This is a genomic window from Serratia sp. BFP-2025, assembly GCF_050880365.1.
Taxonomy (GTDB): domain Bacteria; phylum Pseudomonadota; class Gammaproteobacteria; order Enterobacterales; family Enterobacteriaceae; genus Serratia; species Serratia surfactantfaciens.
In genome coordinates this window covers 2,666,290-2,678,942 of sequence record NZ_JBPAFV010000001.1, presented here as the reverse complement: position 1 = coordinate 2,678,942, position 12,653 = coordinate 2,666,290, and the positions used below count along the sequence as shown (strand labels likewise).

The window sequence follows — 12,653 nt, the reverse complement described above, 5'->3', positions numbered from 1 at the left end:
ATGCTTTCAAAGTAAAGCATTCAGCCTGTTTTTGGGTATGGCTGTATGAAAAAAATAACGCTGACGTGAATCTGTATTGTTTTTTGCTCGCACAGCATCATGACGGCAGAGTCAGTTGCCCAGGAGAACATGATGACCGTCTTGTCTATCGTAAAAGCCGCCATGCCGCGGCGAACATGGCTATCCCGCTGGCGTTTGTATCAACTGCGCCAGCGGACGCGAAGAGAGTTGCTGCTGCTGAACGACAGGCAACTGGCGGATATCGGCCTGACGCGAGCGGATGCGCGCCGCGAAGGGGATAAGCCTTTCTGGAGAGGGTGAGGAAAGCGGATGCTGAAATTATTGGGTAAGGCTTCATCGATCAACGTGCGCAAGGTGTTGTGGACCTGCCATGAGCTGGCGCTGCCGCTGGAACGGGAGGAGTGGGGCAGCGGCTTTCGCTCCACGCAGGAACCCGAGTTTTTGGCGCTCAATCCCAACGGCCTGGTGCCGGTGTTGATCGACGGCGCCCGAGTGCTGTGGGAGTCGAACACCATTTGCCGCTATCTGGCGGGGCGGGAAGGACGGAAAGATCTGCTGCCGCAGGCACCCGGCGTGCGGGCGGCGGTAGAGATGTGGATGGATTGGCAGGCCACCGATCTGAACGGTGCCTGGCGCTATGTGTTCATGTCGCGGGTGCGCGGGCATGCGGATTATCAGGATGCCGCCAGCCTGGCCGCCGCCGAGTGCGAATGGAACCGGCTGATGGGCTTGTTGGACGCACATCTGGCGCAGCGCGGCCCTTACGCCGCCGGCGCCGTTTTTACGTTGGCAGACGTGGTGCTGGGGTTGTCGCTGAACCGTTGGTTGATGACGCCGTTCGAGCGGCCGCATTATGCGGCGCTGGCGGACTATCAGCAGCGCCTGCTGCAACGTCCCGGCTACGTGCGGCACGGCGCCAACGGTTTACCGTGATATGAAATAAATGGTTCATTTTATCTCGTCCGGATACGACCTGCCGTGTCCGGACTTTCTCCGTTGCATCATCCCGTCAAGGTTTCATGAACGTCATCACGAATATGAACTTTATTTTCCCGTGTGCTTGTTATTGAAATTTATATTCCATATAAACCCGTTATCAACCGGCGCGTTTCATTGAGCGGCGCCTGGTTCTACGCAGGATTTCGGTCACGGGAGAGAATGATGAAACAGGTACGCGTTGGGTTAATCGGCACCGGCTATATCGGGCGTTGTCACGCTATCGCCTATGCGCAGGCCGCCACGGTATTCCCCCTCAAGGGGGAACTGGTGCTGGAGATGCTGGCGGAGGTGACGTCCGAGCTGGCGGCGCAGCGCGCCGCCGAATTCGGTTTTGCGCGCTCGACCGGCGACTGGCGGCAGCTGGTGGCCGATCCGGCGATCGACGTGGTGGACATCTGCGCGCCCAATTTCTTGCACAAAGAGATGGCGCTGGAGGCGATACGTCACGGCAAGCACGTGTATTCGGAAAAGCCGCTGGCGCTGGACGCCGCCGACGCGGCGGAGATGGTGCAGGCCGCTCGCGCCAAGGGTGTGAAAACGCTGGTCGGTTTTAACTACATGAAAAACCCCACCAGCCAACTGGCGCGCGAAATTATCGCCAACGGCGAAATCGGTGAGGTGGTGCATTTTTACGGCACCCACAATGAGGATTACCTGGCCGACCCGCGCACGCCGATCGACTGGCACTGCCGCCGCGCCAGCGCCGGGCTGGGCGCGCTCGGGGATCTGGCGGCGCACATCGTCAATATGGCGCACTACCTGGTGGGCGATATCGTGGCGGTTTCCGGCGATATGCAGACCGTGATCAAACAGCGCCCGGATCCGCAAGACCCGACGCGTCTGCACCCGGTGGAAAACGAAGACCAGGCCAGTGCGCTGCTGCGTTTCGCCGGCGGCGCGATGGGCACTATCGAAACTTCGCGCATCGCCTGCGGGCGCAAGATGGGGTTGACCTATGTGGTCACCGGTACCAAAGGCACGCTGAGCTATACCCAGGAGCGGATGGCGGAGCTGAAGCTGTATCGGCACGATGAACCGGCGGAGCGGCAGGGGTTCAAGACGCTGCTGGTGGGGCCAAAGCACCCGGACTACGCGGCGTTTTGCATCAGCGCCGGGCACGGCATCGGTTTTAACGATCAGAAGACGGTGGAGATCCGCGATCTGGTCAACGGCATCGCCGCAGGCGACCGCATGTGGCCCGACTTTGAAGAGGGGTGGAAGGTGTCCTGCGTGCTGGATGCGATAGCTGCCTCCGCCGAACAGCGGCGCTGGCTGGAGATCAACCGCGATTGAAAATGAAATGGCGCTCTCCCGTGGACAGCGCCATTAATTTATTATGCTGTTAGCTTAATACCTTATTAAGTTAATTTTATAATAAGTTATTGGCTTGATAGCTTAGAACGAGAAACACGAACAGCCGAATGCGCCCCAGAAGGCATTCTCATCCGACACCGGGATGCTGGAGCGGCGAGCGATGTCATGCTGGTGTGCGTGCACGCCGCACGGGCCGCAGCATTGATGCGCCTGGCTCAATACCCCGACGCGGGCCGCCGCCGACGGCGGTGCGGAGCGGTAATGGCCCGGCACCTGGGTGACCGGCGACCAGTCCGGCAACACCGGCAGCGGTGGCGGCGCCAGTGGCGAGAAGCTGCCGGCGGCGTAGACCACTTTGCCGTCCACCACCGTCATGACCGACTCGATGCCTTTGATCTGCTCTTCCGGCACGCTGAAGTAGTCCTGCGACAGCACCGCCAAATCCGCCAACTGACCGACCTTGATCTGGCCTTTCTTGCCCTGTTCGGTGGAGAACCAGGCGCTGCCCTGCGTCCACAGCATCAGTGCCGTTTCGCGATCCAGCCGGGCGCTGTCGTCGTACATCGCCATGCCGCCGACGGTGCGGCCGGAAACCAGCCAGTACAGCGCCGTCCACGGGTTGTAGCTGGCGACGCGGGTGGCGTCGGTGCCCAGCCCGACCGGCAGCTCGGCCGCCAGCATTTTCGCCACCGGCGGCGTATGTTTGGTGGCTTCGATGCCGTAGCGGTCGGCGAAATACTCACCCTGGAACGCCATGCGGTGCTGCACCGCAATGCCGCCGCCCAGCGCCTTGACCCGCTCGATGTTGCGTTCGGTAATGGTCTCGGCGTGATCGAACAGCCAGTGCAGTCCGTTGAACGGAATGTCGCGGTTCACCTTCTCGAACACGTCCAGCATGCGGCTGATGGATTCGTCATAGGTGGCGTGCAGGCGGAACGGCCAGCGGTGCTCGACCAGATGGCGCACCACCCGCTCCAGCTCGTCTTCGGTGCCCGGCGGCAGATCCGGGCGCGGCTGCAGGAAGTCTTCGAAGTCGGCGGCGGAAAACACCAGCATCTCGCCGGCGCCGTTATGGCGGTAAAAGTCGGTGCCCTGACCCGGCTTGAGCATATCGGTCCACAGCTCGAAGTCTTCCAGCTCCTGCTTCGGCCGCTGGGTGAACAGGTTATAGGCGATGCGGATGGTCAGCTGCTTTTTCTCGTGCAGCTCGGCGATCACCTGATAGTCCTCCGGGTAGTTCTGGAAGCCGCCGCCGGCGTCGATGGCGCTGGTGAGGCCGAGACGGTTCAGCTCGCGCATAAACTGGCGGGTGGAGTTGACCTGCTGCTCCAGCGGCAGCTTCGGCCCTTTTGCCAGCGTAGCGTACAGGATCATGGCGTTGGGTTTGGCGATCAGCATGCCGGTCGGGTTGCCGTTGGCGTCGCGTTGGATCTCGCCGCCCGGCGGGTTCGGCGTGTCTTTGGTGTAGCCGACCACCTTCAGCGCCGCGCGGTTGAGCAGCGCGCGATCGTAGAGGTGCAGAATGAACACCGGCGTGTCCGGCGCCGCCTGGTTGATCTCGTCCAGCGTCGGCATGCGGCGTTCGGCGAACTGGAATTCGGTCCAGCCGCCGACCACCCGCACCCACTGCGGGCTCGGCGTGCGCAGCGCCTGTTCTTTCAACATGCGCAGGGCGTCGGCCAGCGAAGGCACGCCTTCCCAGCGCAGCTCAAGGTTGTAGTTCAGGCCGCCGCGGATCAGGTGCAGGTGCGAGTCGTTCAGGCCTGGAATGGCGGTGTGGCCGTGCAGGTCGATCACCTGGGTTTCCGGCCCGGCGTGTTGCATGACTTCGCCTTCGCTGCCGACCGCCAGAAACTTGCCGTCGCGGATGGCGACCGCCTGTGCGGTAGGATTTTGGCGATCGACGGTGTGAAACTTGCCGTTGGTGATGATCAATGAAGCGTGGTGGTTCATAACATTCTCCCGGCGAACCGCCTAGCGGCGGGTCAGCCATTGATGAAAAACGCGAGTCACGATAGGCATCCACAGGTACACCACCAGGGCGACCACGGTGGCGTCATTGAGAAAATGGCCGAGCAGCGTGCCGTCCAGCTGCGGCAGCACCAGCCCCCAAAACCAGGGCACCAGATTGGTGGATGGAAAGATCACCAGCAGGGTGATGATGAATTGCTTCCACTGGGGCGGCTGGCGCACGCTGGGGTTGGGCGGGGTAAACCAGAACTCCGCGCCGGGGCGGATCTCGATATGGTCGTTCTCCAGCAGCAGCGGGGCGACCTCTTCGATGTATTGCTTGCGCAGCGGCGAGTGGATCCAGCGGTACAGGTTGTCGAGATTGTCGAAGCGCACCAACACCGTATAGGCCTGTTCATCGCCGGAAGGGCGGATAACGTTGACGCCCAGATGGCCGGTGAAGCTTGCGGCATCCGGCATGATGCGGTTCAGCCAGGCCTCATAGGCTTGCTCGTTCCCCGGCGCCAAACGGTGGGTGATCACCAGCGTGACATGCTGCGGATGGGCCATAAAACCAACTCCTGAAAATACCCCGGCACAGGGCCGGGGCAAGGGGGGATTATTTCACCGTGCGCGCCGGTGCGTGGTGCACCATGGTGTAAGCGTAGTCGACACCCATGCCGTACGCGCCGCTGTGTTCGCGCACCAGCGCCATCACCGCGTCGTAGGTGTCTTTGCGCGCCCAGTCGCGTTGGTATTCCAGCAGCACCTGCTGCCAGGTGACCGGCACGGCGCCGGCCTGCACCATGCGGTCAATCGAACGTTCGTGCGCATCGACGGACGTGCCGCCGGAGGTGTCGGTCACCACATACACTTCATAGCCGGCTTCCAACGCCATCAGCGCCGGGAAGGTCAGGCACACTTCGGTCCACAGCGCGGAGATCACCAGCTTTTTGCGGCCGGTGGCTTCCACGGCTTTGACGAAGGCCGCGTCTTCCCAGGAGTTCATCGAGGTGCGTTCAATCGGGGTGATTTCAGGGTGTACCGCCAGCAGTTCCGGCCAGATGTAGCCGCTGAAGCTTTCGGTTTCGACCGAGGTGAAAAGGGTGGGGACGTTGAAAATCTTGCCTGCCTTCGCCAAACCAACAACGTTGTTTTTCAGTTGCTGACGATCAATATTAGCCACGCCGAAGGCCATTTGTGGTTGATGGTCGATAAAAATCAGTGCGGAATTGTCTTTATCAAGCAGTTGAAACTTGGACATAATTTACCTTCCCAGTGATATTTCGGTTGAACATCTGATGAGTGTAACGCCGATAAAACCCATGGTAGGCAGAGGGCGATTTCAAAGATACCGCAGAATTTTTGCCGACTTGTTGAGTTTTTTTATACACGGGAGAAAGCATGAGATTAAACCTGGAAGCGCTGCTGATTTTGGACGCGCTGGACCGGCACGGATCTTTCGCCGCCGCGGCCGCCGCACTGTTTAAAACCCCTTCGGCACTGAGCTATATGGTGCAAAAGCTGGAGAACGATCTCGACATCACCCTGCTCGATCGCTCCGGGCATCGGGCGAAGTTCACCGATACCGGCAAGCTGATGCTGGAAAAGGGGCGGGTGCTGCTGCGGGCGGCGCAGGATCTGGAACAGCAGGCGCGCTATGTCGAAAACGGCTGGGAAAGCGAGATCACGCTCGGGATTGACGCCTCTTTCCCGTTTGCCCGCCTGTTGCCGCTGATCGACGAGTTCTACCAACAGCATCACCATACCCGGCTGCGCTTCAGCCACGAGGTGCTGGCCGGCTCCTGGGAGTCGCTGGTCTACGGTTGCGCCGACATTATCATCGGCGCCATCTGCGAGCCGCCGTCGCGGGTGGGCTATGCGTTCAGCAGGCTGGGGCAGCTGGATTACGTGTTCGCCGTCGCGCCGCAGCATCCGCTGGCGGCATTGCCGGAACCCTTGCCGAAGGACGAAATCCGTCAGCACCGGGCGGTGGTGGTGCGCGACACTTCGCGGGTCAACGCGCCGCAGAGCCTGAATCTGCTGGAAGAGCAGGATACGCTGACGGTGTTCGGCTTCGACGCCAAGCTGCAGGCGCAGCTGGCCGGGCTGGGCTGCGGCTATCTGCCGCGTTCCTTGGCGGAACCTTACCTGAACAGCGGTGAACTGGTGGCGAAACGCGTCGAGTCTGAACGCTGCAGCGACGTCGCCTATTTCGGTTGGCGGGAAAGCGCCAGCGGCCTGGCGGCCAAATGGTGGCGCGAACGGCTGCAGCGCTACGCGGATGACGGCGAGGCCTACCCTTCGGGGCAGTAAGCGCCGTCATATAAGGATCAACAACCCGATAAGGACATAGGGAATGAAAAAGAGACTAAGTCTGTTGGCGCTGCTGCTGTTGAGCGGTTGCGGTACGAGCGCCGGGCGTCAGGCCGGCATACCGTTACCGGCGCCGCAGGCTGAAGCGTTGGCCACGACGCCGCTCAGCTATCCGGTGCGGGTGCATAATGCGGTGAGTCGCGAACTGCGTTTGCCGGAGCACGCGCGCGGGCAACGATGCACCATCGGCATTCGTCTGCTGCCGAACGGCAAGCTGGCGAGTAGCAAGATCGTAAGAGGCGATGCGCCCCTGTGCGCGGCGGCCAGCGCGGCGGTGCAGCAGGCGCAGTTTCCGCCGATGGCCAGCGCGACCGAATACGCGCTGTTCAACGCCGTGGTGCTCGATTTTGTTCCCTGAAAACCTATGACCGACGGGCCGCTTGCGCGGCCCGTTTTTTCTCGTTTCGCCGTTTGCATCTTCGCGCTTTTCCGCCAATAGTGTTCTCCGGACATGCAGCAAGGCGATTTTTCATTGGCCGGTCAACGGGAGAAAAAGGCATGAAAGGCGAGCATCATTATCAGGTGGCGGTCACCTGGCAGGGGAATTTGGGCGCAGGCACCGAAGATTACCGCGCCTATGGGCGCGATCACCTGATCGGCGCCGTGGGCAAGGCAGATATCGCCGGTTCAGCCGATCCGGCCTTTCGCGGTGACGCGACGCGCTGGAATCCGGAGGATTTGCTGGTGGCTTCGCTCAGCGCCTGTCACAAATTATGGTATCTGCATCTGTGCGCTACCTCGGGCATTTCCGTACTGGCCTATCAGGACAACGCCGTTGGGGTGATGCGTGAAGATGCGGCGCGCGGCGGCTTTTTCACCTCGGTGACGCTGCGGCCGCAGGTCACGGTGCGCGACGGCGACGATCTGCGGCTGGCGCAACAGCTGCACGAGAAGGCGCATCACCTGTGCTTTATCGCCAACTCGGTGAATTTCCCGGTGGCGTGCGAGCCGCAGGCCGAGTACGCAACCCGCTGAATTTTCACTTAGCTTTGCCATTTTCGTTATTTTGAACGCCGTTACGGCTCACGGATACTGGGGGGAAAATCCTCAACCGCGAGCCGCAGCATGTCCCACGCCCACTATTTGCATCCCGAACAGCGCGAACGCATCCGGCGGCTTCATCGGCGCTGGTATTGGCGGCTGGAGCTGCCCACCTGGGGAATGATGGCGGCAGTGTATGGCGGCTGGTTCGGCGTGGCGCACTATTGGCAGGCGTTGGGCCCGTGGCTCGGCGCACCGGCGCTTGTCCTGCTGACCACCTGGTACCTGTCGTTGCAGCATGAGCTGATCCACGGCCATCCGACGCGCTGGCCGCGCGTCAATCAGCTGTTCGGCCTGTTGCCGCTGGCGGTGTGGTATCCCTATGGGCTGTATCGCGATTCGCATCTGCGCCATCACCGCAACGATCACCTGACCGACCCGCACGAAGATCCCGAGAGCTACTATTTCAGCGCCGCGCAGTGGCGGCGCTATCCTCGCCTGTTGCCGCGGCTGGCCGCCGTGCGCAATACGCTGATTGGCCGAGTGTTGTTCGGCCCGGCGCTGGATATCGTCGCCACGCTGTTCGGCGCCGTGAAGACGCTTGCGGCGGGCGATCTGCGCGCCTGGGCGATGTGGCTGACGCATCTGTCGCTGTTGGCGATGCTGCTGAGCTGGCTGCAGACGCAGGGCATCGGCGCGGCGTTTTATCTGTTGGCCATCAGCTACCCGGCGCTGGCGCTGACCAAGGTGAGATCGTTTTTTGAGCATCGTGCCGTGGACGCACCGCAGGCACGTTCTATTATTAATGAGGCGGGCTGGCCGTGGCGGCTGCTGTTTCTCAATCTGAACTACCATTTAGTACATCACGATCTGCCCGGTTTGCCCTGGTATGGCCTGCGCGAAGTCTATCTGGCGGAACGCGAGGCGTATCAGCGCCGCAGCCAGGGATTCGTCGCGCAGGGTTATGGTGAGTGGCTGCGCGATTACGCGCTGACGCCGATCGACGTCGGCGTGCATCCGCTGAGCGCCGGTGAACGGCGTGAGGAACGCGATGCCCTGCCGAAGAAAAAATTTATTGCGCGCTGGAAGCGCGTTTCTCAGGATTTTCCAACCGAACTGGCCCATGAGCCGGAAAACGTATAACCAGAGGAAAAGTATGGCAATCACCTTATCACGCAGACGTTCCTTTGCCGTCGCACTGACGCTGCTGGCCACCAGCGGTCTGGCGCAGGCGGCCGACTCGGTGCGCGTCGGCTCCAAGATCGATACCGAAGGTTCGCTGCTCGGCAACATCATCGTGCAGGTGCTGGAAGCCAATGGCATCAAAACCACCAACAAGCTGCAGCTCGGCACCACCAAGGTGCTGCGTGGCGCCATCACCTCCGGCGAGATCGACATCTACCCTGAATACACCGGCAACGGCGCGTTTTTCTTCTCTGATGAGAAAGATCCGGCGTGGAAGAACGCCCAGGCCGGTTTCGAGAAGGTGAAACAGCTCGACTACGACAAAAACAAAATCGTCTGGCTCGATGCGGCGCCGGCCAACAACACCTGGACCATCGCCATTCGGCAGGACGTGGCGGACGCCAACCATCTCAAAACGCTGGCGGATCTCGGCAAGTGGATCAACGGCGGCGGCAAGTTCAAGCTGGCGGCCTCGGCGGAGTTTATCGAGCGGCCGGATGCGCTGCCGGCATTCCAAAGCGCCTACGGCTTCAAGCTGAATCAGGATCAGCTGCTGTCATTGGCCGGCGGCGACACGGCGGTGACCATCAAGGCGGCGGCCGAGCAGACCTCCGGCGTCAACGCGGCGATGGCCTACGGCACCGATGGCCCGGTAGCGGCGTTGGGGCTGCAGACGCTGGCGGACCCGAAAGGCGTACAGCCTATCTACGCGCCGGCGCCGATCGTGCGCGAGGCGGCGTTGAAAGAACACGCCAACCTGCCCGAGTTGCTGAAACCGGTGTTCGCCTCTCTGGACGGGCCGACGCTGCAAAAGCTCAATGCACAGATCGCCGTGGAAGGGCAGGACGCCAAACAGGTGGCGGCCGCTTACCTGAAAGAGAAAGGGTTTGTTAAGGGATAACGCCGAGGTGCCCCCTCTGTCGCCGGGAGAGGGGGTGAACCGATGGAGCCGGAGAGTTTCTTTGATTATCGCCGTAAAACATCGCGTCTTGTTGACGCTGTTCATGCTGTTGCTGCTGGCCGCCTTCGGCCTGCCGTTCCTCAGTTACGCCCCCAATCGTCTGTTGTCGGGTAAAAGCCTTTCCTTGTACTCCCTGCTGCACGGCCCGGCGCTGTGGCTGCTGTTGCCGCTGGCGACATTGGCGATCCTCAGCCTGCTGCCGCCGACGCGGGGGCGTGCGCTGCTGGCGGCGTTGGCCGCCTGTGGTGTACTGACGCTGGCGTTCTGGATCAGCGGCCAGGCCGCCGGACGTCTGGCGCAGGAGGGATCGCGGTTGGCTCGCACCTCCTGGGGCAGCGGCTGCTGGTTGACGATGGCGCTGAGCCTGCTGATCGCCGCCGACGCCATGGCGCGTCTCACGGCATCGCACCTGCGGCGGATGCTCGGCAATGCGCTGGTGCTGGTGCCGCCGGCGCTGCTGCTGTTCGGCCATCAGCTCGATCAGCTGTCGCTGCTGAAGGAGTACCATAATCGGCAGGAGGTGTTTGACGCCGCGCTGTTGCAGCACCTGACCATTCTGCTGGCGACGATGGCGCCTGCGCTGGCGATCGGTGTGCCGCTCGGGGTGCTGTGCTTTCGTTCCGAGCGCTGGCAGCGGCCGATCTTCTCCGTGTTGAACATTATCCAGACCGTGCCGTCGATCGCGCTGTTCGGCCTGCTGATCGCACCGCTGGCGGGGCTGGCGGTGGCGGTGCCCTGGCTGGCGGAACACGGCGTCAGCGGTATCGGCATGGCGCCGGCGATCGTGGCGCTGGTGCTGTACGCGCTGTTGCCGCTGGTGCGCAGCGTGGTGGCGGGGCTGCAAAGCGTACCGGCCGGCGTGATTGAGTCCGCTACCGGCATGGGGTTGACGCGCGGGCAGATCTTCCTGCGCGTGCAGCTGCCGTTGGCGCTGCCGCTGTTCCTGACCGGCGTGCGTATTCTGGCGGTGCAGACCGTCGGCATGGCGGTGGTGGCGGCGCTGATCGGTGCCGGCGGCTTTGGCGCCATCGTATTTCAGGGGCTACTCAGCAGCGCGCTGGATCTGGTTCTGCTGGGGGTGATCCCGGTGGTCATGATGGCGGTCATCGTCGATTCGCTGTTTAAATTTTGGGTTTCAATCCTGGACGTATCGCGCCGATGATTCACTTTGAGCAAGTCAGCAAAATTTTTCAGGGCAAGCCGGCGGTGGACGATCTCACGCTGCACATCGCCGAGGGCGAATTCACCGTGTTGATCGGCACCTCGGGCTCCGGCAAGTCCACCACGTTAAAAATGATCAACCGCCTGATCGAACACGATCGGGGCAAGATTTTCTTTGCCGGCGAAGAGATCCAGTCGTTTAAACCGCAGGATCTGCGGCGGCGCATGGGCTACGCGATCCAATCGATCGGCCTGTTTCCGCACTGGACGGTGGAGGAGAACATTGCCACCGTGCCGCAGTTGCTGAAATGGCCGCGCGCGCGCATTCGCGATCGGGTTAGCGAACTGCTGGAGCTGTTGCATCTGGAGCCGGATCTGTTTCGCCGCCGCTATCCGCATCAGCTTTCCGGCGGGCAGCAGCAGCGGGTGGGTGTGGCGCGCGCGCTGGCGGCCGATCCCGAGGTGCTGCTGATGGATGAACCGTTCGGCGCGCTGGATCCGGTCACCCGTGCGGCGCTGCAGGCGGAGATCGCCCGCATTCATCAGCTCTCCGGCCGCACCATCGTGCTGGTTACGCACGACATCGACGAAGCGCTGGGCCTGGCGGATCGTCTGGTGCTGCTCGACCAGGGGCGGGTGGTACAACAGGGCACGCCGCTGGAATTGCTGACCGCGCCGGCCAACGACTTCGTGCGTGACTTTTTCGGGCGCAGCGATCGCGGCATCAAACTGCTGTCGCTGGGGACGGTGGCGGAGCGGGTGCGGCCCGGCGTCGCCGCGGGCGAACCTATCGCCGCCGCCCTGAGCCTGCGCGAGGCGCTGTCGGTCTTTGTGGCGCGCGGCAGCGACTGCTTGCCGGTGGTGGATGAACGGGGCGAAGCGTTGGGGGTCTTGCATTTCAACGATCTGATCGCCGGGCAGGCGCTGTCATGAGCGGGCGCATCGGGCGCCTGCTGCGCGATCCGCTGCTCTGGACGCTGGCGCTGCTGTTGGCGCTGGTATTTGGCATGGATCATTTACGCGGTCTGTTCGCCGCCTGGTTCCCCGACCTGGATCGGCCAATTTACCAGCAAGACAGCTTCATCGCGTTGGTGGCAGCGCACCTGCTGCTGGTGGCGATCTCCAGCCTGATCGCGGTGGCGATCGGCGTGGCGGCCGGTGTCGCCGTGACCCGGCGCAGCGGCCGGGAGTTTCGTTCGCTGGTGGAAACGGTGGTGGCGGTGGGGCAGACCTTTCCGCCGGTGGCGGTGCTGGCGGTAGCGGTGCCGGTGATGGGCTTCAGCGAACAGCCGGCGATCATCGCGCTGGTGCTGTACGGCCTGCTGCCGATCCTGCAGGGCACGCTGGCGGGTATCGAATCGGTGCCGCCCGCCACGCGAGAGATCGCCCGCGGTGTGGGGATGAGCGCCTGGCAAATTCTGTTGCGGGTGGAACTGCCGCTGGCGGCGCCGGTGATCGTCGCCGGGATCCGCACCTCGGTGATCATCAATATCGGCACGGCGGCCATCGCTTCCACCGTCGGCACCAAGACGCTCGGTTCGCCGATCATCATCGGCCTGAGCGGGTTTAACACCGCCTATGTGATCCAGGGCGCGGCGGTAGTGGCGCTGTTGGCTATTATCACCGATATGCTGTTTGAACGTTGGGTGCGTTATCTCACCGCCTGGCGTCAGCAGACGCTGGCGACCACTCCGGCGGGGTAAGG

General features: G+C 62.4%; 14 protein-coding genes. 11 read left to right on the top strand and 3 right to left on the bottom strand.

Annotated elements, in window-relative coordinates:
• Positions 1–132: 132 nt before the first annotated feature.
• The 3 genes from ACRAWE_RS12795 (at position 133) to ACRAWE_RS12785 (ending at position 2,313) form a co-directional block, all read left to right on the top strand.
• Complete coding sequence (locus ACRAWE_RS12795) at positions 133–321, top strand: DUF1127 domain-containing protein (protein WP_019454672.1); 189 nt, start codon at positions 133–135, stop codon at positions 319–321.
• Positions 322–330: 9 nt separating this feature from the next.
• Positions 331–954, top strand: a complete 624-nt coding sequence (locus tag ACRAWE_RS12790; protein WP_432525434.1) for a glutathione S-transferase family protein — start codon at positions 331–333, stop codon at positions 952–954.
• Between the two features lie 228 nt (positions 955–1,182).
• Positions 1,183–2,313 (top strand): Gfo/Idh/MocA family protein, encoded by a 1,131-nt coding sequence (locus ACRAWE_RS12785; RefSeq protein WP_019454670.1) that lies wholly within the window; start codon positions 1,183–1,185, stop codon positions 2,311–2,313.
• A 102-nt stretch (positions 2,314–2,415) separates the two neighbouring features.
• Here ACRAWE_RS12785 and ACRAWE_RS12780 read toward each other — a convergent pair whose 3' ends face one another.
• From ACRAWE_RS12780 to ACRAWE_RS12770, 3 genes are read right to left on the bottom strand one after another with little or no spacing between them, the layout of a single operon-like run.
• Complete coding sequence (locus tag ACRAWE_RS12780; RefSeq protein WP_019454669.1) at positions 2,416–4,287, bottom strand: amidohydrolase; 1,872 nt, start codon at positions 4,285–4,287, stop codon at positions 2,416–2,418.
• Positions 4,288–4,308: 21 nt separating this feature from the next.
• The gene (locus tag ACRAWE_RS12775; RefSeq protein WP_019454668.1) at positions 4,309–4,854 is read right to left on the bottom strand and encodes an antibiotic biosynthesis monooxygenase; all 546 of its coding nucleotides are present in this window, start codon (positions 4,852–4,854) and stop codon (positions 4,309–4,311) included.
• 49 nt (positions 4,855–4,903) lie between these two features.
• Positions 4,904–5,548, bottom strand: a complete 645-nt coding sequence (locus tag ACRAWE_RS12770; protein ID WP_004939390.1) for a hydrolase — start codon at positions 5,546–5,548, stop codon at positions 4,904–4,906.
• Positions 5,549–5,688: 140 nt separating this feature from the next.
• Here ACRAWE_RS12770 and ACRAWE_RS12765 point away from each other — a divergent pair, with 140 nt between their 5' ends.
• From ACRAWE_RS12765 to ACRAWE_RS12730, 8 genes are all read left to right on the top strand, one after another.
• Positions 5,689–6,600 (top strand): LysR substrate-binding domain-containing protein, encoded by a 912-nt coding sequence (locus ACRAWE_RS12765; protein WP_019454667.1) that lies wholly within the window; start codon positions 5,689–5,691, stop codon positions 6,598–6,600.
• 43 nt (positions 6,601–6,643) lie between these two features.
• Positions 6,644–7,018, top strand: a complete 375-nt coding sequence (locus ACRAWE_RS12760; protein ID WP_025159996.1) for a cell envelope integrity protein TolA — start codon at positions 6,644–6,646, stop codon at positions 7,016–7,018.
• Between the two features lie 140 nt (positions 7,019–7,158).
• Positions 7,159–7,635, top strand: coding sequence for an OsmC family protein (locus ACRAWE_RS12755; RefSeq protein ID WP_019454665.1), 477 nt, complete (start codon positions 7,159–7,161; stop codon positions 7,633–7,635).
• A gap of 90 nt (positions 7,636–7,725) precedes the next feature.
• Entirely contained in the window at positions 7,726–8,784 is a 1,059-nt protein-coding gene (locus ACRAWE_RS12750) for a fatty acid desaturase (RefSeq protein WP_432525433.1), read from the top strand.
• A 13-nt stretch (positions 8,785–8,797) separates the two neighbouring features.
• The gene (gene osmF, locus ACRAWE_RS12745; protein ID WP_197667355.1) at positions 8,798–9,727 is read left to right on the top strand and encodes a glycine betaine ABC transporter substrate-binding protein OsmF; all 930 of its coding nucleotides are present in this window, start codon (positions 8,798–8,800) and stop codon (positions 9,725–9,727) included.
• A gap of 61 nt (positions 9,728–9,788) precedes the next feature.
• Positions 9,789–10,949: an ABC transporter permease gene (locus tag ACRAWE_RS12740; RefSeq protein WP_019454662.1), complete on the top strand. Its 1,161-nt coding sequence runs from the start codon at positions 9,789–9,791 to the stop codon at positions 10,947–10,949.
• Positions 10,946–11,881, top strand: a complete 936-nt coding sequence (locus ACRAWE_RS12735) for an ABC transporter ATP-binding protein (protein ID WP_019454661.1) — start codon at positions 10,946–10,948, stop codon at positions 11,879–11,881. Before ACRAWE_RS12740 ends, ACRAWE_RS12735 begins: the two co-directional genes overlap by 4 nt.
• A complete protein-coding gene (locus ACRAWE_RS12730) occupies positions 11,878–12,651 on the top strand; it encodes an ABC transporter permease (protein WP_211129552.1) in 774 nt (257 codons plus the stop codon). The genes ACRAWE_RS12735 and ACRAWE_RS12730 overlap by 4 nt, the downstream gene beginning before the upstream one ends.
• Positions 12,652–12,653: the final 2 nt, after the last annotated feature.

Coding starts and splice junctions, on each gene's coding strand:
- ACRAWE_RS12795 (WP_019454672.1), top strand. CDS start 133: ATGACCGTCTTGTCTATCGTAAAAGCCGCCATGCCGCGGCGAACATGG.
- ACRAWE_RS12790 (WP_432525434.1), top strand. CDS start 331: ATGCTGAAATTATTGGGTAAGGCTTCATCGATCAACGTGCGCAAGGTG.
- ACRAWE_RS12785 (WP_019454670.1), top strand. CDS start 1,183: ATGAAACAGGTACGCGTTGGGTTAATCGGCACCGGCTATATCGGGCGT.
- ACRAWE_RS12780 (WP_019454669.1), bottom strand. CDS start 4,287: ATGAACCACCACGCTTCATTGATCATCACCAACGGCAAGTTTCACACC.
- ACRAWE_RS12775 (WP_019454668.1), bottom strand. CDS start 4,854: ATGGCCCATCCGCAGCATGTCACGCTGGTGATCACCCACCGTTTGGCG.
- ACRAWE_RS12770 (WP_004939390.1), bottom strand. CDS start 5,548: ATGTCCAAGTTTCAACTGCTTGATAAAGACAATTCCGCACTGATTTTT.
- ACRAWE_RS12765 (WP_019454667.1), top strand. CDS start 5,689: ATGAGATTAAACCTGGAAGCGCTGCTGATTTTGGACGCGCTGGACCGG.
- ACRAWE_RS12760 (WP_025159996.1), top strand. CDS start 6,644: ATGAAAAAGAGACTAAGTCTGTTGGCGCTGCTGCTGTTGAGCGGTTGC.
- ACRAWE_RS12755 (WP_019454665.1), top strand. CDS start 7,159: ATGAAAGGCGAGCATCATTATCAGGTGGCGGTCACCTGGCAGGGGAAT.
- ACRAWE_RS12750 (WP_432525433.1), top strand. CDS start 7,726: ATGTCCCACGCCCACTATTTGCATCCCGAACAGCGCGAACGCATCCGG.
- osmF (WP_197667355.1), top strand. CDS start 8,798: ATGGCAATCACCTTATCACGCAGACGTTCCTTTGCCGTCGCACTGACG.
- ACRAWE_RS12735 (WP_019454661.1), top strand. CDS start 10,946: ATGATTCACTTTGAGCAAGTCAGCAAAATTTTTCAGGGCAAGCCGGCG.
- ACRAWE_RS12730 (WP_211129552.1), top strand. CDS start 11,878: ATGAGCGGGCGCATCGGGCGCCTGCTGCGCGATCCGCTGCTCTGGACG.